This is a genomic window from Streptomyces sp. NPDC005494 (genome assembly GCF_042872025.1).
Taxonomy (GTDB): Bacteria; Actinomycetota; Actinomycetes; order Streptomycetales; family Streptomycetaceae; genus Streptomyces.
The window spans coordinates 162546-186722 of the sequence record NZ_JBIAJR010000013.1; the positions used below are offsets into that span (position 1 = coordinate 162546).

Below are 24177 nucleotides of genomic sequence, written 5' to 3' on the forward strand. Positions count from 1 at the left end.
CCGGTTCCGGGCATGGGCGGGGTAGGGACCTGGCGCGAGACGGTCACGCCAACCGGGAGTGCGGGGGTGTTACTCGGTGACCGGCCGCGGCTGAACCAGCGGCGAAGCCGATCCTGGGGCGGTACGGACGACCGGGCGGAACGGGGCCAGAGCCGAGACGTCGGGGGTCATGTGCGCATATTCGTGGCAGATGGCCACGGCGTCGGCGGCGCTCAGTTCGGGGGTGCGGATGCGGGACCAGCCGCCGGAGGAATCGCCGGCCACGGCCACCCCGGGGCGATCCGGCGGGATCGTGGTGACAGCGAAGACCGCATCGGGGGCGATGTCGCCCAGGCCCATGTCGGCGGTCTGCTTATCGTTGACGCGGTGGACCACGCGGCCGGTGAGCTGAGCGCGGAGCATGGTGGCGCCCTTGCCGAGTTCCGAGCCGAAGCGCTGCCCGCAGATCTCCAGATAGATCCCGACCGCACGGGCCATCTGCGCGAGGCGCACCAGGTGCATGACCATGCGGTCCCGGCGTTCCTCGTCCTTCTTCACGGCGACGAGGAAGAGTTCCGCCACCTCGTCCACCAGCACCACCAGCGGCACCGGGCGAGCCTTGACCGGCAGGTCCCAGAGGTCTGAGACGCCGTGGGCACTCAGGGTGTCGAAGCGCTCTTCCATCTCCCGCACGAGGACTTCGAGGAGGTCTGCTGCTTCGTCCGGGGTGATGGCGAGGGCCGAGAGGCGGGGTGCGTAGCCGCGTTGCTCGACTCCGCGCTTGCAGTCGATCCCGACCAGGCCGACCGGGAGCTTGGCGAGACCGGTGATCAGGTTGCGCTGAAACATCGACTTGCCCGACTGGTTCGCGCCCAGGGTCAAGCTGTGCGGGATCTTCTGGTAGTCGCGTACGAACGCGGTCCCGTCCTCCCTCAAGGCCACCGGCACCACCAACGGACCCGAGGCGACCTTCCGGGACAGGCGGCGCGGCATCTTCACCCGACGCAGCACGTCGTACCCCGTCATACGGAGTTCGACGAAGCCCGGCTTGATCTCCACGACATGCACGGAGTGGACGCCCCAAGCGTGCCGAAGACGTTCCGAAGCAGCGGCAACGTCGGCGGGCTCCAGGCCGGCCGGGAGGCGGAGGGTGACCCGCATGCCGGTGGCGGAACCGCGGACCCGGCGAACCTTCGGCGGGACCGGCTGAACGTCGGGGCGACGGGCCACGTTGCGGACCATGAACGCCCGCAGGCGGGACGGCTGAACCGTCAGCCCGCACACATCCATCGTCGAGCGGTACGTGGCGGCGAAGCGGACCCGGGCGACCGGCAGGCCGGCCAGCGACCAGAACACGCGAGGCGCGCGAACCTTCGCATAGCCGAGACCGCCGGCAGCCGATAAGGCCCCCGCCACCTCGATCACCGTGGACAGGTCCGACATGGTCAGGCACCCGCCGTGATGGCCACCGCGCGGAAGCTGATCCCGTGCCGGGTCTGACCGTTGAACGTGTTCTCCCAGTCACGGGCCTTGAGCCCGATCACCGTGACCGGCGTCCCCGGCGTCAGGTTCTCCGGGACACCCGTGCTCGGCACCGTCACCTGGTAGAGGTTGCCCTCCCCCTCATCCGAGATCAGCAGACCCACCGTCGCGAGCGGCGCACCGGTCTCCCGGTCCATCGCGATCTCACCGGTCTGCTTGCTCACGAGCTTCGGAGTCGGGGGCGTCGCAACGAACACGACAGCGGACGAAAGATCGATCTTGAACGACGGCATAGCAGTCTCCTAGATGCACGGTCCATACCTCTTGGACCTCTTGCTCAACTTGTTGGTACAAGCTGATACCTAGAGATTGCAGCACCGAGCGTGAGTCGTCAAGCACTTCACGCGAACATGTACCAACAAGTTGACCGAGTGCGTCATGATGGGGTCATGAGCAAGCAGCCGAAGTACCGACAGGTGGCCGACGCACTACGTCGTGAGATCGACAGCGGCGCCTACGGACCCGGCGCAAAGCTCCCCTCGGAGAGTGAGCTCTCGACTCGTTTCGACGCGTCCAGAAACACTGTTCGCTCCGGCCTGAGCATGCTGGTCAGCGAAGGTTTGATCACCTCTAGCCAGGGACTCGGGTACGAGGTCCGCAAGCACGAAGTCTTCGAACTGAACGCGTCGCGGTTCGAGAACCTGAGCTTCCCGCAGGCCGGTGACGCGTACTCCACCGACGTCACAAACGCCGGCCGCCGCCCTCACCAAACGTTCCGAGTCGAGCTAACCACCGCATCCGAATCCGTGGCCTCGCGGCTGGAAGTCGAAGCAGGGTCCCGGGCCGTGCTCCGGTTCTGCCACCGGTTCGTTGACGATGTCCCTTGGTCCACCCAGGCCACGCACTATCCCGATTGGCTGGTCGAGAAGGCCCCTCGGTTGACTGAGCCGGGCGATATCGCGGAGGGAACGACTCGGTACCTCGCGAGCCTCGACATCGAGCAGATCGGGTACGCCGACGAAATCGCGACGAGGATGCCGACGCCCGACGAAGCCCGGCTCCTGGAGATCGGGGCGGGCGTTCCCGTTCTCCTGTGGACGCGAACCGGCTACTCCTCCGAGCGCCCCGTGCGCTGCACCATCACCACGTTCCGGGGAGACCTGAACCGGATGACCTACGAAATCGGCGACCTGTCCGCCCGAAACGAGAACGACCCTCAGTGAGAATCACGACCGCCGTACCGAGCGACCTGGACCAGCTCTTGGCCTTCCGAGTAGAGGCCGCGGCCTGGATCAGCAGACTGGGGAGTGACCAGTGGAGCCGCCCGTATCCCGCAGATCGCCTGTTGGCGACCATCGAGGCCGGGACCGTTTTCATGCTCCGGGACGGGAAGCGCACCGCTGGGACCATCACGCTCACGCCGGAGGCGGAAGAGGGATTGTGGGCTCCGGAGGAGTTGAGGGAGGCGTCTATCTTCGTCAACAAGCTGACGGTGTCCCGCGACTACGCCGGTGAGGATCTTGGAGGCAGGCTCCTCGATTGGGCGGGAGATCGCGCATACCGAGCATCGGCCAAGTGGCTTCGCCTTGACGCGTGGACCAACAACACTGCACTACAGCGCTACTACCTGAAACACGACTTTGAGCACGTTCGGACTGTGCGAGAGGGTGGCGCCATCAACGGCGGCCCACGTGTCTCAGGCTGGCTTGCTCAGCGCCTCGCGTCCCCAGCTCAGCACGGATTCGAGGACCAGACGCCAAGTCCCGCAGCCCTTTGAACGCTGAGCTGTTACAGGTTTCTCTACCTCATCAAGGCACCCGGCTGCGCTCCGCTCCGCCGGGCGCGCTTCCCGGCTCTGGCTGCGCCCGCGCTCCTGCCTTCGGCCCGCTCGGCGCTGCCGCCGCCGACGCGCGCCCGCAGTGGATAGGCCCGTTGGGCATGAGACGAGAACCAAGCCCGCAGCTTCAAGACATGCCTCCGGCGGGGGCGCTACGGCACCGGGATGAGAGGGGCGCCGTTCGCGAGTGCCGGCCGGAGCTTGGCGAGCGTTGTGGGGCTCCCATCCCGACCACCTTCGACCCAGGCAGAGCCGAGCAGTCGCGGCCCAGGGCGTCAAGGTCGTTCGTACAGTGGCGCGCTCCACCTTGACGCCCTGAACCACGCCCGCTCCACGGTGTGTGGGTCGAAGGCGGACGGGATGGGAGCCGGGGTGAGTGGTGGATGGGACATGTCGGACGCGCGGCTCAATAATCACGTGATCCTGGTCACGCGACAAAAACCCCACAGTCGGAATATAAGGCCATGAGACATCGGGTTTGCAGGGATGTTGGGCCGTCAGTTGTCGTACCTATGTGATATGGCATCGAGGAGCCCGGGTATCGCGGCTGGTCAGGGCATTACGCGATGTGGTCGCGGAATCCACGCCCGCGCCGGAGTTCGAGGTGAACAACAACCACAACGTCCAGAACGGCAACTCGGCCGGCGTCACGGTTTGTCGGTGCCGTGCCATAGCGTAGGAGCACCAAACCGAAGGGCACGCCCGCCTCTTGGGGAAGATGCGTCGGGCGTGCCCTTCAAGAACCCGGAGGAAACATGTTCATCCCGGATCTCGGTGGGGCGGCACTCAATGGCGCCCACCTTCTCCGTACTGTCGCACGCCGCACTGACAGCCGCAAAGAACCGCTGTTCGCAGCGGCCTTCGTTTTGGCCTGCGTCATTAACGGCGACAGCCTGACGAGCGTGCTGAGGCAGGCCACATGGTTCATCGTGGCTCTGATCGTGCTCGTCCTCGTGCTGGTGATCAGCGATCGATTCGCGACGACGTGCACCAGCGTCTTCACGGGTGTCCAGCCCCGGACGATCGAATGACATCAACTGCTGACACCAACAGCCGCGACTCCACGCGATCGGCAGCGGATACACGAACCGGCACTGGCTGGTCGTAGTCCATGTTGATCAGGCCCCCTGCAAGGGTTGAACCGACCTGATAAGGATGAGGCTCTAGTAGCCCGGATGGGGCGCCGCTCGTTTTCAGGGTGGCGCCCCATTTGGTTTGACTCAGCCGTTAAGGCATTGCCGGACCGGTTATCAGGGGCTCGTGGTGATGCCAGATGAGGTATCGATCTTCTCGGCGCAGCTCGGCGGCGCCCCACTCCAATCGCATCACGCCGGCGTTCATGGAACAGGCGTAGGCGACGAGGACCAGGCCAACTTCCGGAGGGAGCTGACCGAGGTCCCGGTGGGCTTCGGATTCTTCGAGTTCCTCAAGCCCGAGGTCCAGCTCTCCCTGCATAGGTTCTGGCCCGTGGCGTCGAATGAGGTCAGCACGTAGGCCCGTGGCTCGTCGGAGTCTCGCCGCGGTGACAGGTACGTCCGTCTTGGCGTAGCGGATCGGGTAGACCACGCTGCCCGCGACAATCATGACGGTTCGGGCCTGGAGGCGGACCGCGGTCGCGCCGGGGAGATGTTCGAGGCCGGCGGCGAGCTCCTCGTACTGCACGGCGTGGAGACCGTGTCCGTACGCCTCCAGCGTTTGGGTGTGCACGCCTTGGTGACCGTTCCGTGCCCGCTCGTGGGCTCGTGTCAGGCACGCCGGTATGGCGTGAGCCAGAGCCCCCGCCACCTCCCCGAATGTCTCCTTGGCCCACGGAGTTACCACGTTCATCGCCTACCGCCCTTCCCCCGAGCATCTCGCCCGCCAAAGCAGCACCGCGCCCACCGTCCCGACCCAGACCTCAGCGCGGTAGTGCACATAGGGGCGCATCTATGCACAGAGCCGGCGTACAGTGGATCCGTAGGCGGGAATCGGATGCGGAAATTTGACATCCGATTCGCATGCGTTCATGATTCTTACGATCGCATCTCACTGTGAGGTACGGCAGCTCCCGAAGGAGGCCCATGAGCGAGACGGCATCGGACACCGTGGAGTGGCAGCTCAAGCCCGGCGATCAGATCGAACGCAAGGCGCTGCACAGCAAGTTCGGGGGGCGGACGCAGGGAGGCATCGGGCCGTCGGCCAAGACGCCCAACGTCTTCGTCTTCACGGACCCCGTCGCCGGCGAGAAGCACGGCTACTACGACGACTGGATGCCGGACGGCCGCTTCCACTACAGCGGCGAAGGCCAGTACGGCGACCAGCGGATGATCTCCGGCAACGCCAGCATCCTGAACCACCAGGCCGAAGGACGTGCGCTCCGCGTATTCCAGGGCGCCCGCGGAACGGTCACCTACCGCGGCAAGTTCACCGTCGACCAGGAGAACCCCTGGTACTCCGCGGACGCCCCCGAGACCAACGACGGCCCTCTCCGCAAGGTCATCGTCTTCCGGCTCAACCCGGTAGACACCGCACCCCAGGAACCCGCCACCAAGCTCGGCCGGCTGCTCGTCTCGCACCCCAACCAGGTGGACGAACTCCCCCTGGAGAGGAACGAGAGCGAGACCACGTTCGTCAACCCGAACCAGGAGCCCTACGAGGCCGACCGCAAGGAAGCCCGCCTGGTCAAGGCGTTCGCCGACTACCTGACCAGCAACGGCCACCAGTCCGGCCGGCAGCGCATCCTGCCCCCCGGTGAAAGCCGCCCCCTCTTCACCGATCTCCACGCCAAGGGACTCGGACTCCTGATCGAGGCCAAGGGCAGCGTCACCCGCGAGAACATCCGCATGGCCATCGGCCAGCTCGCGGACTACAGCAGGTTCGTCGACCACACCATCCGCGCCATCCTGCTCCCCTCCGAACCGCGGGAAGACCTCCTGGCCCTGGCCAAGACGCAGGACTGCGCCGTCATCTGGCCTGAGGGCAAGGGTTTCACCAGCACCAACCCCAAGGCGCTTCCGCAGTAGAGCGCTCACATCCCGAGCGACTCTTGGCGCACTCATCTCACCCATGGAGACCGTCACAGAAGGTGCGAGCTGTCGGGTTGCTATCTGCGGTGCGACGCGTTAGCTTCTAACTACTCCTCCCCGCCGTCCGGGCCTAGCCCGCACTGGCGGGGATTATTCGTTCGTGGGGGGACCTTGAGCGATCGCGTCGTCGTCTTCTACGACTACCAAAACACCTACATGCAAGCCCGAAGGCTCTACCACGAGCGCTGGGAGGGGTGGAACAAGGGACAGTTCGACCCTGTTGCTCTCGCCCAGCACCTGGCCGCAGACAGCCCTTATGATCGCCACCTGCATCAGGTACGCATCTATCGTGGCCAGCCTGACGCAAGCAGACAGCCCGGCTCCTACGGGGCCTCGCGGCGGCAGCACGCCCAGTGGGAGCGCAACCCACTCGTCAAACTCGTCACTCGCCCTTTGCGCTACCCGTCCGCATGGCCTCAGGAACGAGCCCAGGAGAAGGGCATAGATGTCCAGCTGAGCATGGACTTTGCCGTCATGGCCACCCGGGGCGAATTTGACGTTGGGATCATGGTGTCGGCTGACACCGATCTCAAGCCTGCGCTTGAGTATGTGGCCGAGCTGACGGCCTCCCGCGGTAGGCCACGAGCCGAGGTCGCAGCATGGTCAGTCGACGGCCAGCACTGCCGACGCCTCGCCATCAAGGGCAGGAACCTCTACTGCCACTGGGTGGGAGAGGACATCTACAAAACGGTTCGTGACGACACGGACTACACCACTAGTGGCTAAGCCTCCGATGGCCCCCGGCATGCGGCGGGGTGAGTGTCTAACTGCGTGACAACCGCGACGCACGACCACGAACAACCGTGGACGTCAGCGGACCAACCGTGCAGGTGATGGCCGTAGCAGCCCGAGGACAGTGAGCGTTCCAAGTTGCTTCGGGACGAAGAGGTCGTGGGTTCAAATCCCGCCACCCCGACAGCTGAAACACCAGGTCAGGGGCCTGATCCACTTAGTGGATCAGGCCCCTGACTCGTTCCCGGAGATCGTTTGGGAGAAATCTGGGAGAAGATCTTGGTCGGCTTCTCCCAGCGGACGATCGCCCGGCACGGGAGGCACGCCTCCTACGCTTCTGTCTTCGGCACCAGGGCGGCCGACGACGACTTCCCCTATGAGTTCTGCGGGCTGAGCCCCATCGAAGGCGATGTGATCGAGCGGCACGACTCCGTCACGACGTACGCCACCGCATCGTCCCCGGGCGCTGACGAGCTCGTCGCGCTGGTCCGTCAAACTCCGAGCCCCACGCAGAGCCGATGGTCGCGGTCCACCAGCAGACCGGCGCGCTTCTGGCCTACACGGGCCGCATCCTGTGGTGGACCAAGGTGCCCGGCCAAGAACACCCCCTCGTCCCGCAGACTTCGTTCGAGGGAGAAGACGGCCGGCAGTGGCACTGGCAGAACGAGATCTTCCGTGACGTGGACGAAGGCGGGAAGACCTTCGACTGGGAAGCCTGGGTCTGCGTCGCCGAACCGACACCCACCCTCTGGACTCCGGCATACGCCGCCCGCTCGGAAAAGCAGCGGCGCTCCACCCGGGCCCGCAACAGCTACCAGGCCCGCATGCGCGGCTACGGCACTTTCAACGCAGGCGCTGACCAGGTGGACCAATTCGACATCTACGAACGCGATCAATGGGTATGCCAGCTGTGCCACCGCGCGATGAACCCCTCCATTGAGTGGCCCGACCCGTGGTCCGCCACCCTCGACCACATCCAGCCGGTCACGGAGAGCGGCGCGCACACAGCCGAGAACCTGCAGGCAGCCCATTGGATCTGCAACATCCGCAAGGGAGACACCTGGGGACCTGGCGAGGCCCAGCCCTCCTAGTACTCCGGTGCGGTTTCGCGATCCACCCGCTGGCGCGCGGGCGAGCGGTGTTGGTAGTCGCTGCGTCGGCTCGTGGAATGGTGGCGTGTGAGGCTGGGGCGCCCCTGAGAATGACGGTGGTCGGCGGTTCCGGGGCGTATACAGGACGAGTGGCAGGGAATGGCGCATTCCGGTGGTTCAGCGCGCCGGGGGAATGTAACGTCGCGATCATGGAACCGCTGATCGGAACCGCCACTGTCCAGGCGCCGGCGAACCCGGCCGCGACCGATGACATGCTGGCCACTCAGCCGGTCGGCTACTGGTGCGGGCTGACCCAGATGGCCGTCACCCGGCATCTGCGTGACGCCTTGGCCAAGATCGACGTCACGCAGCCGCAGTACTGGGTACTTAACCGCGTGAACGGAGGCCCTGCGGCGCCGAGCCGTGAGGAAGTCGTCGCTCAGCTGACGGACCTTGCCGACGGGCCGCACGAGATCGCCAGGGTCGTCGACCAGTTGCTCCACCGCGCATGGCTCCGGATCGATGATGGGCAGCGCCTGCACCTCACGGATGCCGGGGAGGCCGCCAGAGCTCGGCTCCGTGAGCTGGCGACCGAGGTACGCGCCGTAGTCCACAAGGACATCAGCGACGAGGAGTACGTGGCCGCGCTCAAGGTGCTGCGCAAGATGGTGATCAATGTCGAGGGCGACAGGACTTCTGGAAATCCGTTCTGATTTGTCGATCTCGTTACGGAACCGGCTGGGAACGGGTGCGGCCATCACGTGATCATCGGGAGTTGTGTGGACTCCTGCCGGGGGATGCAGGCAATTCGGGTTGGTCGCCTCCCGGACGAGCGGCTCGTGCCGCTAGCCTGTAACACATGGAGTTGATCAGCACAGCTTCGGCAGAGTTCGAACGAGTTGTGCGCCAATTGCCCGCGGACTCGTCGGAGCAACCGACGCCGTCGGGAATCTCGGTACGCGAATTGATTGAGCACGTGGTGGTGGGAAACCGCTTCACCGCACTTCTCCTGGCAGGCGTTGGGCGCGACGAGGCCCACGCCATGCTCGCAGCCAAGCAGGTCGGCGATGACCCAGTCGCTGACGTGAGTGAGTCCGCACAGCGCCAAGCACAGGCGTTCTTCGCGACATCGCCCGAGCAACAGGTCGCGGGCCCGAACGGAGATGTTCCCGTCGCTGCCTACTTGCGATTCCGTCTCGTCGACCTGGTGGTGCATGCGTGGGACCTCCTGCGTGCCGCGCGTCTCGACGAGACCCTTGATCCGCAGACTGTTGTCGGCGTGCTGAACACGGTCGAGCCGCACCTGGACGAAATGCTTGCCTTCGGAGCGTATGGCGCCGGTCCGAGTGGAACGCTGCCTGCTGACGCGTCACCACAGATCCGGCTGCTCGACTCGTTCGGGCGACGACCATAGCCGACATCTCCGATCGTGCGGATGACCCTCCTGCTCTGGTGGCTTACGCCCTCCGGGCAATTTGGTCCGCTGAAGGACCCTCGGCCGAGCCGAGTGCCGACGGCCGTCCGACGCTCTCGTGCAAAGCGATGGGGCGCGCCGGTCGCGGATGTCATTCAGTGGGCGCGGGTACGTTGTCCGCGGACTGTCCGGGGGCTCATGCCGAGCTCTTGGCTCATGGCCCGTCGAAGTGCCGTCGGGTCGCTGTACCCGACTGCATGGGCGACTCCGGTGACGGCGAGATCGGTGTTGTGCAGAAGCTCGACAGCTCGCTCGACACGCAGGCGTCGTAGGAATCGAGCAGGTGACATACCTGTGGCTGCGCTGATTCTGCGAGTGAAGGTGCGCGGACTGAGGTGCGCGGCAGCAGCCAAGTCCCCCACTCCTATGCTCGTGTCGAGGTGCTGGAGCGCCCACGACCGCGCGATTGCGACATCGCTGTCGGCGCCCTCGATCGTCTCGGGCATCACGTAGGGAGACTGCGACCGACGACGGTCAACCGCGAGGTACCTGGCGCACTCCCGGGCGAGCGCCTCCCCACCGTGACGCCCTACGAGCGTCAGCATGAGGTCCAGGTGCGCCAAGGCTGCCCCTGCGGTTGTCACCGGGCCGTCGGTGACGACGAGATCAGCAGGTGTCAACCGGACTGCGGGGTACCTGCAGGCGAACAGCGGCGCCAGCCACCAGGTGGTAGTCGCACGTCGCTGATCGAGGATGCCGGCTTCGGCCAGGAGGAACACTCCGGCGCACGAGGCTGCGATCTCGCTACCTGCTGCGGCGGCTTCCTTCAAGTAGTGCGCCCCCGCTCTGGCGTCGGGCGCTGCGAGTCGGCTGCGAACCTCTTGGCTGTTTCTCATCCCGAGGCCAGGGACGACCACGAGATCCACCGGATCCGTGGCGTCTCCATAGCCGTTGGCGTCCCAGGGCTGGAGGTCGAACTGAGCGGCGCGTCCTGATCGGAGGGCCAGCCGGTTCGCGGTGTCGAGGACATCGAACGTGATGGCCACGGAGGTGGCCATCGCTCCCTCGAGATCCAGGACGCGGACCGAGGTCATGTCTCGAACCGCCCGAAATATGGCCGGTCTCGCTCTCTCAAGGACTTCATCGTGATCCATCGTAGTCACCAGATCGGCCGCACTCCGCGACGATCCATCGCAGGGGGATCTCTATGACGGATCACGACGTGACCCGAGACGACGACCTCGCGGACTTCACCGTCCGGTCCATCTCGCTCCTAGGCCAGGTGCGCCGCGTGTATGTCAGTGGTGACGGTCCCGGCGTGATCGTGATGCACGAGATGCCCGGCATCAGTCCACACGTCGCTCGATTCGCCCGATGGGTCCGCGATCGTGGCATGACGGTCTACCTTCCTTCCCTCTTCGGCACCGACGGCGCCCTCGGTGACGCCGACAGCGGGGCACAGGTGTTTCGTCGTCTCTGCGTCGCGAAGGAGTTCCGGGCACTCGGCGGTGGCGAGTCGAGCCCCATCACGACGTGGTTGATGGCCCTCGCTCGTTCGGCGCACCGTGAGTGCGGGGGATCAGGTGTGGGCGCGGTCGGGATGTGCTTCACCGGCAACTTCGCCATCACCATGATGCTCGAGAGCGCCGTCGTCGCGCCGGTGGCCTGCCAGCCGTCCCTGCCGTTGGATGAGCCGGGTGTCCTGGAGATCAGCGACGCCGAGCTCACCGCCGTGAAGGAACGTCTCGACCGTGACGATCTCACCGTCCTGGCCTACCGATTCGAGGGTGACAAGGTCTGCACCAGGGCACGCTTCGATGCCTACGCGCAAGCCTTGGGTGACTCCTTCGTCAGCCGCGAACTCCCCGACACTGCCGCGAATCGTGATGCACCACCGTTCTTCGCCGCTCACGTTCCCTATCCCCACAGCGTGGTCACTGTTCACCTCGTCGATCGCGAGGGCGAACCGACCGCCACGGCACGCGACGAGATCCTCGACTTCCTTGTCCACCGGCTTCACGGCCACGCCAACTCGGACCGCTCGACCGACGCTCATGCGAACCGACCCTCTCCAGATAGGAACCTTCTGTGACTGCCTACGCCATCGCGCATCTGCGCGACGCCGAGCCGCACCCGGACGTCGCCGAGTACATGGAGCGGATCGCCGGCACGTTCGAGCCCTTCGGGGGCCGCTTCCTCGTGCACGGCACGCCACCGGAGGTGAAAGAGGGCGCGTGGGCCGGACACGTCGTGGTGATCGCCTTTCCCGGGATCAACGAGGCCAGGGACTGGTGGGACTCTCCCGCCTACCGGGGGATCGCACCCCTCCGCTCCCGGCACATCCAGGGCGACATCATCCTCGTCGGCGGCGTTCCCCAGGACTATGACCCGAGCGCCACCGCGCAGGGCATCCGGAACGCCCCGGCATCGCGCTGAGGTCGTCGACCCTGCAAGGCGGCGGTGTCAGATTCGTACCTGCGTACGACACGTTCACCCACCCCGTCGCCCGGCGGCCCGGCCCGGAAGGCCCAGCTGGTCGACTGCGCGGTGGACGTGCTGGTGGAGCTGGGGTTCGCAGGCACGTCCGTCGTCGAGGTTGCTCGCCACGCAGGCGTCAGCAAAGGAGTGGTGACCTACCACTTCCCGACAAAGGAGGACTCGTTGAGCGAGGTGGTGACCTCCCTCTACCGCGAGGCCGGCGAGCAGATCGGCCAGGCGACGGGCGGGTGCGGCTCGGTGATCGGCGAGCTCGCGAACTACATCAGGAGCAACCTCACCTTGGTCGCCGACCATCCGAGGCACGTGCGCGCAGTCATGGAGGTGGCGGCGAACATGCGACCTGCGAACGGCCCCCGGGGAGGCGAGGATCCCTTGAGCGCCCACCTGCGAGAGCTGACCGAGCGAGGGCAGGCGACGGGTGAGGCCGCGGATGTCGACGCCGGGGTGCTGGCCATGACGATGCGGTCGTCGATCGACGCCGCCGCGGACCTCGTCCCGGCGACCTCTGCCGCACTTCTCGCCGTGATGCTGGTCGTCGTGGTCCAGACGGGCAGGGCATGGGGACGCCGACACATGCGCCGGAGCACCGTGCCGCCGACGCGCCCCCACACCCGTGGCCCGTGGTCGTACTTGGCGTGGCTCGTTTCCCGGCAGCGCGGCCGGGTCACGCTCGGAGCGGTGCTCGGCAGCGCTTGGATGGTGGGGCTCGCCCTACCGCCGTACGTGCTGTCCCGTGCGATCGACAGCCTCGCGGAGAGCCAGCAGAACGTGGTGCTGGGGTGGACGGCTGTCCTGCTCCTGGTCGGGGGCGTCCTGGCGGGCCTGAGCATCTGGCGGCATCGCACCATGACCCGGGTGCGCATGGATGCGGCACTGCGGACGGTGTCAGAGGTGAACGCCCACGGCATCCGTCTGGGAGACACGATGGCGCGTCGCGCGCTCACCGGGGAGGTCGTGGCCATCGGAGGTGGGGACGCGTGGACGATCGGGCGCAGCCTCACCGCGACCGGGCCGGGAGTCGGTGCGGTGCTCGCCTACGTGGTGATCGCGGTGCTGCTGTTGCGGATCTCGGTGCCACTGGCTGTGGTCGTGCTGGCGGGGGTTCCGGTCCTGGCCCTGGTCGTGGGTCCGGCGACGCGTCGGCTCCGGACGGTCGGTACGCCGTATCGCGAGCAGCAGGGCCGAGTGACGGGTCGGATCGTGGACATCGTCGCGGGGCTGGGCGTCCTGAACGGCTTGGGCGGCAAAGCGGTCTACGCCGACCGTTTCCGCGCCGAGTCGCAGCGGCTGCTGCAGCACGGCTATCGGGTCGGCCGCGTCACGAGCGTGATCCAGGCAGCCGGTCTGGGGCTGCCGACACTGTTCTCCGCAGTGGTGGTGTGGCTGGCCGCCCGGCTCGCGGTCGAGGGCAGCATCACGGTGGGCGAACTGGTCGCGGTCGCCGGCTACGCCGCGGTGCTGGCTGTGCCCGTGGCCTCCTTCATCGAGGGCGCGCTCGATCTCAGCCAGGCTCTCGTGGCCGCACGTCGGGTGACCGACTTCCTGGACGTGCGCCCCGACAGCACCGGCTCGGCGGTGCCCCCGGGGCGGGGAGACCTGATCGACGAGGCCTCCGGGTTGCGGATCACACCGGGGACGTTCGCTGCGGTCGCCACCGCCCAGCACTCCGACGCCGTGGCCCTCGTCGACCGACTCGGCGGCTTCCGCCCAGGTGCCACCTGGGCCGGGCAGCCGACCTCCGAGCTCGATCCCGCCCAGCTGCACGAGCAGGTACTGGTGGCCGACAACGACGCCGCCCTGTTCGCCGGGTCCCTGGCCCAGGTAGTGGCCGGTCGCCTCGACGTCGCCGACCTCGGTGAGGCAGCGATCCTGGACGCGCTGCACACCGCCGCCGCCGACGACGTGGTGCGGGGCCTGACCGAAGGCCTGGGGTCGAGGATCGACTCCGGGGGACGGAACCTCTCAGGCGGTCAACGCCAACGCGTCCGGCTCGCTCGGGCGACGATCGCCGACCCGGCCGTCCTGCTCGCGGTGGACCCGACCTCGGCGCTCGACGCCGCCACGGAGGCCACCATCGTCGACCGCCTCACCCACCACCGTCGCGGCAAGACCACCTTGGTCACCTCGGCGTCCGCGCTCGTGCTGCAAGGAGCCGACGAGGTGCACCTGCTCGCCGACGGTCGGGTGGTCGCAAGTGGCACCCACACCACCTTGCTGGCCAACCCCGCCTACGCCGCTCTGGTCCACCGCGGAGGACCGGACACCAGCGTCCACGCCCCCGAGATCCAGGCATGAGCGCGCAGCCGTTGCCGGTGGCAGAGCCCGGCGAGGTCCGCCGTGCTGCGTGGCGGCTCATCCGCTCCGACCGCGCAGCATTCATCGCCGTGCTGCTCGCCAACTGCGCGGCGGCGGGCGCAGGTCTGGTCGGGCCGTGGCTGCTCGGGCAGATCGTCAACGAGGTGCAGGCCGGGGCTGGGGTCGCGATCATCGACCGGTTGGGCCTCCTCGTGGTGCTTGCCGCGGCCGCGCAGCTCCTGATCGGGCACCAGGCCCGCCGCCTGGGCTACCGGTTCGGCGAACGGACCGCCGCCCGACTGCGCGAGCAGCTGGCCGACCGGCTCATGCGGATCCCTGCACGAGCTGTCGAAGGGGCCGGCACCGGCGACCTGACCTCACGTGCCACGACCGACGCCGGCCTGGTGTCGTTCGCTCTGCGCGACGCCGCGCCAGAGGTGGTGTTCGCCCTTGCCCAGGCACTGATCATCATCGTCGCCGTCGTCCTGCTCTCCCCCGTGCTGGGCGCCGTCGGACTGGTCGCTCTCGTCGCCATCCCCGTGGTCCTGCGCTGGTACCTGCGCCGCGCCCGGTCGGCCTATCTGGCCCAGGCAGCCGCGCATGCCGAGGTCGCAGACGTCCTGGCCGGCACCGCCGCCGGCGCCCGGACGGTGGAAGCGCTCGGCCTGCAGGAGCGGCGGGCCGCCGACTGCTCGTCCGCGATCGCTGCCGCGACAGCCGCCCAGCTGCGCACCCTTCGCCTGCGGAGCGTGTTCTTCCCGACCATCGACGCCTCCACCGCCCTTGCCGTCGGCGCCGCGTTCGGCGTGGGCGGCCTGCTCCACCTCGACCACCAGCTCAGCCTCGGCACCGTCGTCGCGGTCGTCCTCTACCTGCGCCAGCTCACCACCCCGATCGACACGATCCTGATCTGGGTGGAGACTTTGCAGAGCAGCGCCGCCTCGTTCGCCCGCGTCGAGGGCCTCGCCTCGTCAGCGGAACCGCCACGACGCAGCGCCGAGGGTGTCACGCCCGTCCCCACCGACCAGGACATCGTCGTCACCGACGTCCGCTACGCCTACGACGGGGCCGACGTCCTCCACGGTGTCGACCTCGACGTCCGGGCCGGCGAGCACCTCGCCGTCGTGGGGACGTCGGGAGCAGGCAAGACCACCCTGGGTCGCCTCATTGCCGGCATCGACCGTCCCAGATCAGGAAGGGTCACCGTGGGCGGTGCGGACGTCGCCGACCTCGCACCCGAGCAGCTTCGCCAGCACATCGTCCTGGTGACCCAGGAGCACCACGTGTTCGCCGACCCCCTGCGCGACAACCTCACCATCGCGGCACCTCACGCCACCGACGCCGAGCTCCTCGAGGCCCTCGACGTCCTCGGCGCAGACTGGTTCGACGACCTCCCCGACGGGCTCGACACCGACCTCGGCACCCATCGGCTCGGCGGCGCCCAGGCCCAACACGTCGCGCTCGCCCGAGTCCTGCTCGCCAATCCCCACACCCTCGTCCTCGACGAGGCCACCGCCCTGCTGGACCCCACAACCGCGCGCCGCACCGAACAAGCCCTCGCCGCCACCATCCAGGGCCGCACCATCATCGCCGTGGCCCACCGACTCCAGACTGCCCGAGACGCTGACCGCATCGCCGTCATGGAAGGGGGCCGCATCACCGAGCTCGGCCACCACGACCACCTCGTCACCACCGCGACCTCCTATGCAGCCCTCTGGGAAACCTGGAGTGCAGACACCAGCCACGACAGGACTGACAACCATGAGTGACACACGAAGCCGACCCGCGGGATGCGTGCCACCGGCAGTCCGTCCGCTCACGATCGTCACCGGCGGGGGGCGAGGGATCGGCGCCGCCACCGTCGCGCACCTGGCGCGTGCAGGACACGACCTGATCGTCGGCTACCGCGACGACCGCGCCTCCGCCAAGAAGGCAGCCGCGGCAGCACAGGACCACGGCGTGAGAGCCGTCGCCGTGGCCGGCGACGTGACCGACGAGAATGACGTTGCCGAGCTGTTCGCCGCTGCCGCGGACCTGGGCGTCGTCACCGGACTGGTGAACAACGCCGGACTGACCGCACACCTCGGAGACTTGGCGGATACCCCGGTCGCGGTGCTGCGCCGGGTCGTCGACGTGAACCTCGTCGGCGCGCTGCTGTGCGCGCGTGAGGCGGTCCGGGCAATGTCCACCACCCGCGGCGGACACGGTGGGGCAATCGTCAATGTCTCCTCGGCAGCAGCCACGCTGGGCTCGGCACACGACTACGTCCACTACGCCGCAGCCAAGGCCGGGGTCGAAGCGATGACCGTGGGACTCGCCAAGGAGGTCGCCGACCAAGGGATCCGGGTCAATGCCGTGGCGCCGGGCACGGTGCACACGAGGATCCACGCCGATGCCGGGGATCCGGACCGCGCCGGGCGCGTTGCCACACGCATCCCGTTGGGCCGAGCCGGAGAGCCCGACGAGATCGCTCCGGCCATTGTCTGGCTGCTCGGCACCGAGGCCAGCTATGTCACCGGAGCCAGCATCCGAGCGGCTGGTGGACTGTGACCCGCTCGGCCGCTGACGATCGCGAAGGCCGGCGATGTCGAGCCCGCAGCACCAGCGCAGGACGCGCGTTTTGGCGAGAGGATGATTCAGTGCCCCACAGTGACGACAGGCCGTCGACGTCCGCCCGATCGCGAGAACTCCGCGAGCTGTACGAGGCGTTCAACGCCCGCGAGATCGATCGGATCCTCGCGGCCATGACCGCCGATGTCCAGTGGCCCAACGGCTGGGAAGGCGGGCACCTCGAAGGACGGGCGTCGGTCCGTGACTACTGGATTCGCCAGTGGGCTCAGCTTCGGCTGTCTCTCATACCTGTGCAGTTTCGGGAACGTGGCGACGGCCGGATCGAAGTCGCGGTCAGACTGGTGGCTCGCGACCCGGGCGGTTCCGTCCTTGCTCGAGAGGAGGTCCGTCACGTGTACGAGTTCGAGGGTCGTCTGGTCCGTCGCATGCAGGTCGAGCAGTAGTCGACGATCGCCCGAATCGGGTCACTGCCCCATGGGGCGGCATGCGAGTCTTTGTCTGATATCTGACTCTGTCATGGGATTGGCGTGCGGGTCAGGGCTGGTGACTATCGCCGGCTGCATGGCGAGGGCGAAAAAAGTCAGCGGGCTGTCCCAGCCTGTGCTCTGCGACATACCGCGGACATGAGCGGAGAGGATCTGCGCGGCTGGCGAGAGCCCTCATCGAGTTCCGTGAGGCATGACCGCGTCGCCCTCGGGGACCTACCTGGTCGGACGGTTGGGGAATGACGGCACGGATCCCGCGCCGACGGAGATGGCTCCAGACCGCACGGGACGAATACGCGCGGTCCGCCAGAACAGCGTTCGGCCGGACCCTCGGTCGTCCCGGCCCAAGCCGCGGGACACGAATGCCTGCCAGCACCGCTTCGAGCGACGGCGCATCGCCCGCCTGGCCTGCGGTCACGTGGAACGCCAACGGACGAGCGTGGCTGTCGCCGGCAGGAGCCAGGCGACGAAGTCGTGGGTGCCGCCCGCGGAGTCGCTGCGGATCAGTGTCCGGTGCCCGCGCCGGTACTGCTTCGGCAGCTGGGCCAGGGCCGGTTGGGTGGCGGTGATGTGGTCGGCCGCCGCGGGGTCTCCCTCAGCAGAGCGGGTCGTGCCCTTCCTCTGTTGCGAGGACCGTCCGGGAGAGCCTAGAAACGGGCTCGTGTGTGGGGCGCACCAGAGCGAGGACGGCGCCGGGCGGGTACCGGGTTCGGTGCCCGCCCGGCGCCGTCGAGCGTTCGCGTGGGTCCGGCGCGCGTGTCAGCCCGCGGCGGAGGCCGGGCGGGCGGCGTCCGTGCCGGGGGTGCGCTTCAGGAACGGCAGGCCGGTCAGGGCTATGAAGATCAGCGAGAAGACGCCCGCGGAGGCGAAGACCGTGAAGCCCGAGGTCGTCGAGCCGGTGGCGAGCAGCTGGCCGCCGAGCCAGGGGCCGAAGACCGCGCCGAAGCGGCCCATGCCGGAGGTCCAGCCGACCGCGGTGGCGCGGTTGCCGTCGTCGGAGCGGGCGGCGACGGTGGCGTAGATCATGGCCTGGGCGCTGAAGAGGAACAGGCCGGTCAGGAAGACGACGGCGTACGTGAGGGCCAGCGGCATGTGGACGCTGAGCAGGTAGACGCCGATCGCGGTGGCGCCGAACCAGATCGCGCCGATGAGCGAGCCGCCGAACCGGTCGGTGAGCCTGCCGCCGATGAGCATGCCGACGATGCCGCCGAGGTTGATGACGATGACGAAGCCGAGCGAGGAGCCCAGGTCGTAGCCCGCGGCGCGCATCATCGAGGGCAGCCACTGGGAGACGCCGTAGACCAGGAGGAGTCCACCGAAGGACGCGAGCCAGAAGAACAGGGTCTGCACCCACAGGCCTCCGCGGAAGAGGGCGGCGAGGGCGCTCCAGCGGTCGGTGGCGGCCGGGCGCTTCGCGGGGAGAGCGGGGGCGGGCGCCTCGACGCCGTAGCGGTCGGCGAGTGCCAGGGCTTCCTCCGTACGCCCCTTGGCCTGGAGGAAGGTCAGCGACTCGGGCAGGTACCTGATGGCCAGCGGGACTCCGATGAAGAGCGGGATCACGCAGATCCAGAAGGACACGCGCCAGTCGCCGGTCCACAGCGCCACGAAACCGGCCACGATGCCGCCGGCCTGGTGGGCGGTCATGAGCGAGCCGACGATCAGCGCGCCGCGGCCTCGTGGGGCGTACTCGCTGACCAGGGTGATCGCGCTGGGCAGGAGACCGCCGAGGCCGAGGCCCGCGAGGAAGCGGCCGAGGCTGAAGACGCCGAGGCTGCCGGCCACGGCGCAGACGGCGGACGCCAGCGAGAAGACGGCGGTGGAGACGACGATCGTCTTCTTGCGTCCCGCCCAGTCGCTGATGGTTCCGGAGGACAGCGCACCGATCAGCATGCCGAAGGTGGCGTACGACCCGATGTCGCCCGCCTTGCCCGGGTCGATGCCGAGCGCCTTCGTCTCCAGCATGTGCGGCAGGACGGAGCCGTAGATGAACATGTCGAGGCCGTCGAAGAGGACGACCAGCCAGCACAGGCCGACGACCAGCAGGGCGAGCCGGCTGCTGCGGACACCGGTTGCGGGGGATGGGGAGGACATCGGGGCAATTCCTCTCGTCCGGGACAGCTCTGTCCCTGAAGGAGCTTCGGCGGGGCGGGTCGGTGCGGCTCGACTGCGGCGGACCCGAGTGTGCCGATGACGTTAAGGACCCCGGCATTTAACGTCAACGCTTTTGTCAACAATCTTAAGAACAATCTGGCCAGGCAGCTGAAGCACCAAAAGCCCGCGCACAGCGGGGCCACAGGCCGCGCACGGACAGCACGGGGCGGGCGGCGCACCTCTCGTGCGCCGCCCGCCCCGTTCGCCCTCGACGGCCTGTTCGCTCAGTCCAGCGGCGGGGTTCCGTGCGTGTGGAAGGACTTGATCGTCTGCAGGCCCCACGCCTGCCCCTTGGCGCGCTCCGCCTCGGTCCACGTGACCAGGGGCCAGTCGGGAGCGAGCACCAGGCGGGTGAGCGGGTTGCAGAGCTCCACGCGGTTGCCGCCCGGCTCGTACACGTACAGGAAGAAGGTCTGCTGGATCGCGTGCTTGTGCGGGCCGGTCTCGATGAACACACCGCTGTCGATGGCGAGATCGGCGGCGCGCAGGATGTCCTCACGCGTGTCGGTGGCGAACGCGATGTGGTGCAGCCGTCCGCTGGAGCCGGTCCAGTCCGAGGTGTAGACGACGTCGTACGACTTGTTGTTGAAGGTCAGCCACTTGGCGCCGATCGCGCCGCCGTCGAGCTGGATCTGCTCGGTGGCCCGGGCTCCGAGGACGTGCTGCTGGAAGTCGGCGTTGGCGGCGACGTCCGCGGCGAGGAAGTTGATGTGGTCCAGCCGGCGCACTCCCACGCCCCGGTTGGGCTTTGCCTGCGGCTGGTTCTTCAGTGCGGGACTGAGCTCCGGGGGCGCCTGGTAGTACTCGGTCTCCCAGTACAGGGCGATCTCGTGGCCGTCGGGGTCGGCGGTGAGGTAGAGCTTGCCGATGCCGGGCTCGTCCTCCACCCAGCGCCCCGCGTGACCCGTGGCCTCGAGTTCCGCGACCCGGCGCCGCAGTGCCTCCTCACTGGACGTACGCAGGGCGGTGCGGCGCAGACCGGGCTTCTCGGCGGCGGTCAGGACCAGGCTGTGGTGTTCGTAGTCGTCGAAGGTGCGCAGGTAGACGGAGTCGCCGTCCTGCCCGTTGACGGTGAGGCCGAGGTAGTCGGTGAAGAACCGGACGCTGCCGTCGAGGTCGGGGGTGAGCAGTTCGGCGTGACCGACGTGGGCGATGTCACCGAGAGGGGGAGTCATCTGCGGCTCCTTGCGGGGAGAGTTCGGAAGGCGGGGGTGTCTGCGCGGACCGGGGGAAGACCGTGCCGTCGAAGATCTTTCGTGCCGTACGCACCACCGCGGTGCGCTCGGCCGTAGGGGTTCCGTCGGCGCCGGCCCCCACGGTGGCCTCGATGTCGAGGAACCCGGTGGGGTGCTCGACGCGGAGCCGGTCACCGTGCGGGGGAAGCCGGGCGATGTCCTGTGCGACGCTGCCGGCGATGCGCAGTCCGGCCGCCACACCCGCGGCGCCGAGGACGCCGATGGAGGTGTGACAGCGGTGCGGGATGAAGGTGCGGGTCGCCACGGCGCCGTCATGGGCGGGCGGGGCCAGCAGGCTGAGCTTGGGCACGGTCGTGTCGCGTACGTCGCCCAGGCCCATGAGGGGCCCCGCTTCGAGGCGTATCCGCTCGACGCGTTCGCGCAGGGTGGCGTCGCCCTCCAGCTCCTCGGGACTCTCCCGGCCCGTGATGCCCAGGGCCTGCGCGGGGATGAGCACGGTGGGCATCCCGTTGTCGACGCAGGTCACCGGTGTACCGGCGATGACGTCGCGGACGCACCCCGTCGGCAGCAGGGGGGCGGCGCCCCGCGCGAACTCGATCAGCACCGGAGCGGCGGTGCCGGGCACTCCGGAGATCCGCGCGGCCCCCGTGTAGTCGACGCGGCCGCCCGGGGTGGGGAACGTCGCGGTGGCGAGGTCGCCGGTGTTGACCATCCGGATGCGTACGGAAGTCTCCGCCGCTTCCGCGGCGACCAGGCCGCGTTCCACCGCGAAGGGGCCGATCCCGGCGAGGAGGTTCCCGCAGTTCTGGCGGTCGGACACCTCGGGCGCGTCGACGGAGACCTGGAGGAAGAGGTAGTCCACGTCGGCGTCAGGGTGCTCCGACGCGGAGACCACGGCGACCTTGCTGGTGAGCGGGTGCGATCCACCCAGACCGTCGATCTGGCGCGGGTCGGGGCTGCCCATGATCCGCAGCAGCAGGTCGTCACGGGCCGCGGTGTCCCGGGGCAGGTCGCCGGCGAGGAAGTAGGCGCCCTTGGACGTTCCTCCTCGCATCAGGAGGCAGCGGACCCCGGACGTCTCCGCGGTCATGCGCCCGCCTCCCCGGCGTACTCCTCGTACGAGGTGTACCGCACGCCCAGGGCGTCGAGCTTCTCGCGCAGTCCGTAGCGGTCCAGGCCGAGCTGACCGTCCTGGAAGGCGGCGCGCGCCGCGGCCTCCTTGGCCTCCCGCGCCTTCGACGCCTCGGCGATCTCGCGCACCCGTTCACGGGGGACGACCACCACGCCGTCGTCGTCGGCCAGGATGACGTCACCCGGCCGGACGGACCGGCCCCCGACCACGACCGGGACGTTGACGGACCCCCCGGTGGCCTTCACGGTGCCCTGGGCGGACACGGCTTTCGCCCAGGCGGGGAAGCCCATCTCGCGGAGTTCCTGGGTGTCGCGGATGCCCGCGTCGATCACGAGTCCGCGCACCCCGCGCCTTTTGAGCGCGGTGGCGAACAGTTCGCCGAACATCCCGTCGGTGGACGGAGACGTGGTGGTGACGACGAGCACGTCGCCCTCTCCGCACTGTTCCACCGCCGCATGGATCATGAGGTTGTCCCCGGGCCAGCTGAGCACCGTGACGGCGCTGCCCGCGATCCTGACGCCCTCCTGGACGGGGCGCAGTTCGGGCCCGACGAGGCCGGACCGGCCCATCGCCTCGCTCACGGTGGCCACGCCGTATCCGGCGACGGCCTCGATGTCGCGCGCGTCCGCCTTCGGCGGGCCGGTGACGATGACGCCGCTCATGCCGGCTCCCCCACGGTCCGAGCCGTCTCGGTTGTCATGGCTGAACTCTCCTTGCTGGACGGGACTGACCCACCGAGGCGGCGCGCCGTGCGCGCATGCGCCGATCAGCGCCGCGCCTCAGGCGCGCAGCGCGTCGATCACGCTCGCGAGGTGGGAGCGGACGGCCGCCTCGGCCGCCTGCGGATCCCTGGCCCTGATCGCGTCGATCATGGCCAGGTGTTCACTCAGGGGCTGCTGGGGGCGCCCGGGCCGCAGAGCGAGCTGGAACCTGTGACGCACCAGCTGGCCGTTGAGCCGCTCCAGGAGCGACACGGCCGTCTGCTGACCGGAGAACTCCCGCACCAGGGTGTGCAGTTCGTGGTTCAGCTCGGAGTAGAGCATGGGGTCACCGCCGGCGACGGCCTTGGCCATCTCCGCACCGAGCACGGCGAGTCCGTCCAGCTGCTCGTCGTCCGCCGCGACGGCCGCCTTGGCCGCGCAGAGCCCTTCCAGAGCCATCCGGCACTCGGTGATGGCGACGGCCTCCTCGACAGTCACCACGCGCACGCGGGATCCCCGGTTACGGATCCGCTCGACCAGTCCCTCCGCCTCCAGCTCGATGAGCGCCGCCCTGACACCGGCCCGCGTCACACCGAACTGCTCGGCGAGTTCGTTCTCCACCAGCCGCTGAGCCGGTGCCGTCTCGCCGCACAGGATCGCCTGCCGCAGGTGCGCCAGGGCCAGCTGCTTGGCCTGCTCCCCGGTGATCGGACCGGCTTGCTTCGGCATCGTTGCCCCCTGAGTGAGTGCCTGTCGAACCTAAATCTCTGCCGACAGGATTGTCAACGATTCTGTTTGCCATATTGCTGTGAGCATGGTCCGACCGCTGCGGTGACGGGAGGCAGAACGACGTGTGGGCCCGGTTCGCCTCCTTCGAAGGAAGCGAACCGGGCCCACACATGCGGGGGTGTACCGGGACGGCGGCGCGCGGCGCATTCGGCGCGCCGCCACCTCAGGTGCGTCAGGCGGCTGCCGCGCCGACACCGTCGGTGACCTGGCGCAGGACCTCGGCCAGAGAGGTGACGACCTCGGCGTCGTCGGCCGGGTGGGTCTCCGCGAAGCGGGTCACGGAGCCGGGGATGGAGAGCTTGGCGTCGGCCAGGACCGCACCGCCGGCGATACCGGCCGCCTTGCGGACCTCGTCCTGCGCCCACACGCCACCGAACTGACCGAAGGCGGTACCGACGACCGCGACCGGCTTGCCGGTCAGGGCACCGGCGCCGTACGGACGCGACAGCCAGTCGATGGCGTTCTTCAGGACGGCGGGCATGGTGCCGTTGTACTCCGGCGAGAACAGCAGGAAGGCGTCGGCACGGCCGGCCGACTCACGCAGCTGCGCGGCGGCGGCGGGCACGCCGCCCTCGACGTCGACGTCCTCGTTGTAGAAGGGGATCTCGGCCAGGCCTTCGTACAGCTCGACCTCGGCACCCTCGGGCGCGTGCTTGACGGCCGCCTCGGCGAGCTGACGGTTGTGCGAGCCGGCGCGGAGGCTGCCGACGAGGGCGAGGATGCGTACAGACATGGGGTTAGCTCCCGGGAGACGGAGA

At 68.4% G+C, this 24177-nt stretch carries 25 protein-coding genes and 1 pseudogene; 14 read left to right on the forward strand and 12 right to left on the reverse strand.

All coding sequences use genetic code 11. From position 1 onward, the window contains the following. Positions 1-69: 69 nt before the first annotated feature. Together ACFYQ6_RS31280 and ACFYQ6_RS31285 are read right to left on the reverse strand one after the other, a co-directional pair. On the reverse strand, positions 70-1422 hold the full coding sequence (locus tag ACFYQ6_RS31280) for an FtsK/SpoIIIE domain-containing protein (protein ID WP_388766182.1): 1353 nt from the start codon (positions 1420-1422) through the stop codon (positions 70-72). 2 nt (positions 1423-1424) lie between these two features. Further along, complete coding sequence (locus ACFYQ6_RS31285) at positions 1425-1754, reverse strand: hypothetical protein (RefSeq protein ID WP_388766184.1); 330 nt, start codon at positions 1752-1754, stop codon at positions 1425-1427. Between the two features lie 156 nt (positions 1755-1910). Between ACFYQ6_RS31285 and ACFYQ6_RS31290 the strand changes: the two genes are divergently transcribed. From ACFYQ6_RS31290 to ACFYQ6_RS31300, 3 genes are all read left to right on the forward strand, one after another. Further along, complete coding sequence (locus tag ACFYQ6_RS31290) at positions 1911-2684, forward strand: GntR family transcriptional regulator (protein ID WP_388766186.1); 774 nt, start codon at positions 1911-1913, stop codon at positions 2682-2684. Then, complete coding sequence (locus tag ACFYQ6_RS31295; RefSeq protein WP_388766188.1) at positions 2681-3238, forward strand: GNAT family N-acetyltransferase; 558 nt, start codon at positions 2681-2683, stop codon at positions 3236-3238. The genes ACFYQ6_RS31290 and ACFYQ6_RS31295 overlap by 4 nt, the downstream gene beginning before the upstream one ends. An 815-nt stretch (positions 3239-4053) precedes the next feature. Then, positions 4054-4329, forward strand: a complete 276-nt coding sequence (locus ACFYQ6_RS31300; RefSeq protein ID WP_388766190.1) for a hypothetical protein — start codon at positions 4054-4056, stop codon at positions 4327-4329. Positions 4330-4525: 196 nt separating this feature from the next. On the opposite strand, the gene ACFYQ6_RS31305 is transcribed toward ACFYQ6_RS31300, so the two are convergent. Further along, positions 4526-5125, reverse strand: a complete 600-nt coding sequence (locus ACFYQ6_RS31305) for a hypothetical protein (RefSeq protein ID WP_388766192.1) — start codon at positions 5123-5125, stop codon at positions 4526-4528. Positions 5126-5358: 233 nt separating this feature from the next. Here ACFYQ6_RS31305 and ACFYQ6_RS31310 point away from each other — a divergent pair, with 233 nt between their 5' ends. From ACFYQ6_RS31310 to ACFYQ6_RS31330, 5 genes are all read left to right on the forward strand, one after another. Then, a complete protein-coding gene (locus tag ACFYQ6_RS31310) occupies positions 5359-6300 on the forward strand; it encodes a restriction endonuclease (protein ID WP_388766194.1) in 942 nt (313 codons plus the stop codon). Positions 6301-6474: 174 nt separating this feature from the next. Further along, complete coding sequence (locus ACFYQ6_RS31315) at positions 6475-7089, forward strand: NYN domain-containing protein (protein ID WP_388766196.1); 615 nt, start codon at positions 6475-6477, stop codon at positions 7087-7089. Between the two features lie 524 nt (positions 7090-7613). Then, positions 7614-8186: an HNH endonuclease gene (locus tag ACFYQ6_RS31320; protein ID WP_388766198.1), complete on the forward strand. Its 573-nt coding sequence runs from the start codon at positions 7614-7616 to the stop codon at positions 8184-8186. 209 nt (positions 8187-8395) lie between these two features. Next, entirely contained in the window at positions 8396-8899 is a 504-nt protein-coding gene (locus tag ACFYQ6_RS31325) for a MarR family winged helix-turn-helix transcriptional regulator (RefSeq protein WP_388766200.1), read from the forward strand. Between the two features lie 146 nt (positions 8900-9045). Beyond that, positions 9046-9600, forward strand: a complete 555-nt coding sequence (locus tag ACFYQ6_RS31330) for a TIGR03086 family metal-binding protein (protein ID WP_388766202.1) — start codon at positions 9046-9048, stop codon at positions 9598-9600. Between the two features lie 155 nt (positions 9601-9755). Here the strand turns inward: ACFYQ6_RS31330 and ACFYQ6_RS31335 are convergent, their stop codons facing one another. After that, positions 9756-10754 carry a GlxA family transcriptional regulator gene (locus ACFYQ6_RS31335; protein WP_388766204.1) on the reverse strand — a complete coding sequence of 333 codons (999 nt, stop codon included), beginning with the start codon at positions 10752-10754 and terminating at the stop codon, positions 9756-9758. 53 nt (positions 10755-10807) lie between these two features. Here ACFYQ6_RS31335 and ACFYQ6_RS31340 point away from each other — a divergent pair, with 53 nt between their 5' ends. The 6 genes from ACFYQ6_RS31340 to ACFYQ6_RS31365 all read left to right on the forward strand — a co-directional run bounded on the left by ACFYQ6_RS31340 (position 10808) and on the right by ACFYQ6_RS31365 (position 17408). Then, a complete protein-coding gene (locus tag ACFYQ6_RS31340) occupies positions 10808-11692 on the forward strand; it encodes a dienelactone hydrolase family protein (protein ID WP_388766207.1) in 885 nt (294 codons plus the stop codon). Next, positions 11689-12036, forward strand: coding sequence for a DUF1330 domain-containing protein (locus ACFYQ6_RS31345; protein ID WP_388766209.1), 348 nt, complete (start codon positions 11689-11691; stop codon positions 12034-12036). Before ACFYQ6_RS31340 ends, ACFYQ6_RS31345 begins: the two co-directional genes overlap by 4 nt. A 24-nt stretch (positions 12037-12060) precedes the next feature. Then, positions 12061-14394 (forward strand): ABC transporter transmembrane domain-containing protein, encoded by a 2334-nt coding sequence (locus ACFYQ6_RS31350; RefSeq protein ID WP_388766211.1) that lies wholly within the window; start codon positions 12061-12063, stop codon positions 14392-14394. Continuing rightward, entirely contained in the window at positions 14391-16163 is a 1773-nt protein-coding gene (locus tag ACFYQ6_RS31355; RefSeq protein ID WP_388766215.1) for an ABC transporter ATP-binding protein, read from the forward strand. Before ACFYQ6_RS31350 ends, ACFYQ6_RS31355 begins: the two co-directional genes overlap by 4 nt. Beyond that, positions 16156-16944 carry an SDR family oxidoreductase gene (locus ACFYQ6_RS31360; protein ID WP_388766217.1) on the forward strand — a complete coding sequence of 263 codons (789 nt, stop codon included), beginning with the start codon at positions 16156-16158 and terminating at the stop codon, positions 16942-16944. The genes ACFYQ6_RS31355 and ACFYQ6_RS31360 overlap by 8 nt, the downstream gene beginning before the upstream one ends. A gap of 89 nt (positions 16945-17033) precedes the next feature. Then, positions 17034-17408: a nuclear transport factor 2 family protein gene (locus ACFYQ6_RS31365; RefSeq protein WP_388766219.1), complete on the forward strand. Its 375-nt coding sequence runs from the start codon at positions 17034-17036 to the stop codon at positions 17406-17408. A gap of 91 nt (positions 17409-17499) precedes the next feature. Here ACFYQ6_RS31365 and ACFYQ6_RS31370 read toward each other — a convergent pair whose 3' ends face one another. The 8 genes and pseudogenes from ACFYQ6_RS31370 to ACFYQ6_RS31405 all read right to left on the reverse strand — a co-directional run bounded on the left by ACFYQ6_RS31370 (position 17500) and on the right by ACFYQ6_RS31405 (position 24152). Beyond that, complete coding sequence (locus tag ACFYQ6_RS31370; protein ID WP_388766271.1) at positions 17500-17868, reverse strand: hypothetical protein; 369 nt, start codon at positions 17866-17868, stop codon at positions 17500-17502. A 2-nt stretch (positions 17869-17870) separates the two neighbouring features. Then, positions 17871-18044, reverse strand: a pseudogene (locus ACFYQ6_RS31375) (IS1380 family transposase); the annotation flags it as partial. Positions 18045-18209: 165 nt separating this feature from the next. Then, positions 18210-19541: an MFS transporter gene (locus tag ACFYQ6_RS31380; RefSeq protein WP_388766222.1), complete on the reverse strand. Its 1332-nt coding sequence runs from the start codon at positions 19539-19541 to the stop codon at positions 18210-18212. A gap of 284 nt (positions 19542-19825) precedes the next feature. Next, positions 19826-20776 carry a catechol 2,3-dioxygenase gene (locus ACFYQ6_RS31385; protein ID WP_388766224.1) on the reverse strand — a complete coding sequence of 317 codons (951 nt, stop codon included), beginning with the start codon at positions 20774-20776 and terminating at the stop codon, positions 19826-19828. Then, positions 20757-21887, reverse strand: a complete 1131-nt coding sequence (locus tag ACFYQ6_RS31390) for a 4-oxalomesaconate tautomerase (protein WP_388766226.1) — start codon at positions 21885-21887, stop codon at positions 20757-20759. Before ACFYQ6_RS31390 ends, ACFYQ6_RS31385 begins: the two co-directional genes overlap by 20 nt. Further along, the gene (locus tag ACFYQ6_RS31395) at positions 21884-22591 is read right to left on the reverse strand and encodes a 4-carboxy-4-hydroxy-2-oxoadipate aldolase/oxaloacetate decarboxylase (RefSeq protein WP_361579755.1); all 708 of its coding nucleotides are present in this window, start codon (positions 22589-22591) and stop codon (positions 21884-21886) included. Before ACFYQ6_RS31395 ends, ACFYQ6_RS31390 begins: the two co-directional genes overlap by 4 nt. Positions 22592-22708: 117 nt before the next feature. Beyond that, on the reverse strand, positions 22709-23359 hold the full coding sequence (locus tag ACFYQ6_RS31400) for a GntR family transcriptional regulator (protein WP_361579757.1): 651 nt from the start codon (positions 23357-23359) through the stop codon (positions 22709-22711). Positions 23360-23591: 232 nt separating this feature from the next. Then, the gene (locus ACFYQ6_RS31405; protein ID WP_388766229.1) at positions 23592-24152 is read right to left on the reverse strand and encodes an NAD(P)H-dependent oxidoreductase; all 561 of its coding nucleotides are present in this window, start codon (positions 24150-24152) and stop codon (positions 23592-23594) included. Positions 24153-24177 lie beyond the last annotated feature (25 nt).

Excerpts from the sequence above, each read along its gene's own strand:
- ACFYQ6_RS31290 (WP_388766186.1), top strand. The coding sequence starts at position 1,911 with ATGAGCAAGCAGCCGAAGTACCGACAGGTGGCCGACGCACTACGTCGT.
- ACFYQ6_RS31385 (WP_388766224.1), bottom strand. The coding sequence starts at position 20,776 with ATGACTCCCCCTCTCGGTGACATCGCCCACGTCGGTCACGCCGAACTG.
- ACFYQ6_RS31320 (WP_388766198.1), top strand. The coding sequence starts at position 7,614 with ATGGTCGCGGTCCACCAGCAGACCGGCGCGCTTCTGGCCTACACGGGC.
- ACFYQ6_RS31300 (WP_388766190.1), top strand. The coding sequence starts at position 4,054 with ATGTTCATCCCGGATCTCGGTGGGGCGGCACTCAATGGCGCCCACCTT.
- ACFYQ6_RS31330 (WP_388766202.1), top strand. The coding sequence starts at position 9,046 with ATGGAGTTGATCAGCACAGCTTCGGCAGAGTTCGAACGAGTTGTGCGC.
- ACFYQ6_RS31380 (WP_388766222.1), bottom strand. The coding sequence starts at position 19,541 with ATGTCCTCCCCATCCCCCGCAACCGGTGTCCGCAGCAGCCGGCTCGCC.
- ACFYQ6_RS31325 (WP_388766200.1), top strand. The coding sequence starts at position 8,396 with ATGGAACCGCTGATCGGAACCGCCACTGTCCAGGCGCCGGCGAACCCG.
- ACFYQ6_RS31280 (WP_388766182.1), bottom strand. The coding sequence starts at position 1,422 with ATGTCGGACCTGTCCACGGTGATCGAGGTGGCGGGGGCCTTATCGGCT.
- ACFYQ6_RS31405 (WP_388766229.1), bottom strand. The coding sequence starts at position 24,152 with ATGTCTGTACGCATCCTCGCCCTCGTCGGCAGCCTCCGCGCCGGCTCG.
- ACFYQ6_RS31390 (WP_388766226.1), bottom strand. The coding sequence starts at position 21,887 with ATGACCGCGGAGACGTCCGGGGTCCGCTGCCTCCTGATGCGAGGAGGA.
- ACFYQ6_RS31305 (WP_388766192.1), bottom strand. The coding sequence starts at position 5,125 with ATGAACGTGGTAACTCCGTGGGCCAAGGAGACATTCGGGGAGGTGGCG.
- ACFYQ6_RS31360 (WP_388766217.1), top strand. The coding sequence starts at position 16,156 with ATGAGTGACACACGAAGCCGACCCGCGGGATGCGTGCCACCGGCAGTC.
- ACFYQ6_RS31395 (WP_361579755.1), bottom strand. The coding sequence starts at position 22,591 with ATGAGCGGCGTCATCGTCACCGGCCCGCCGAAGGCGGACGCGCGCGAC.
- ACFYQ6_RS31335 (WP_388766204.1), bottom strand. The coding sequence starts at position 10,754 with ATGGATCACGATGAAGTCCTTGAGAGAGCGAGACCGGCCATATTTCGG.
- ACFYQ6_RS31400 (WP_361579757.1), bottom strand. The coding sequence starts at position 23,359 with ATGCCGAAGCAAGCCGGTCCGATCACCGGGGAGCAGGCCAAGCAGCTG.
- ACFYQ6_RS31310 (WP_388766194.1), top strand. The coding sequence starts at position 5,359 with ATGAGCGAGACGGCATCGGACACCGTGGAGTGGCAGCTCAAGCCCGGC.
- ACFYQ6_RS31355 (WP_388766215.1), top strand. The coding sequence starts at position 14,391 with ATGAGCGCGCAGCCGTTGCCGGTGGCAGAGCCCGGCGAGGTCCGCCGT.
- ACFYQ6_RS31285 (WP_388766184.1), bottom strand. The coding sequence starts at position 1,754 with ATGCCGTCGTTCAAGATCGATCTTTCGTCCGCTGTCGTGTTCGTTGCG.
- ACFYQ6_RS31340 (WP_388766207.1), top strand. The coding sequence starts at position 10,808 with ATGACGGATCACGACGTGACCCGAGACGACGACCTCGCGGACTTCACC.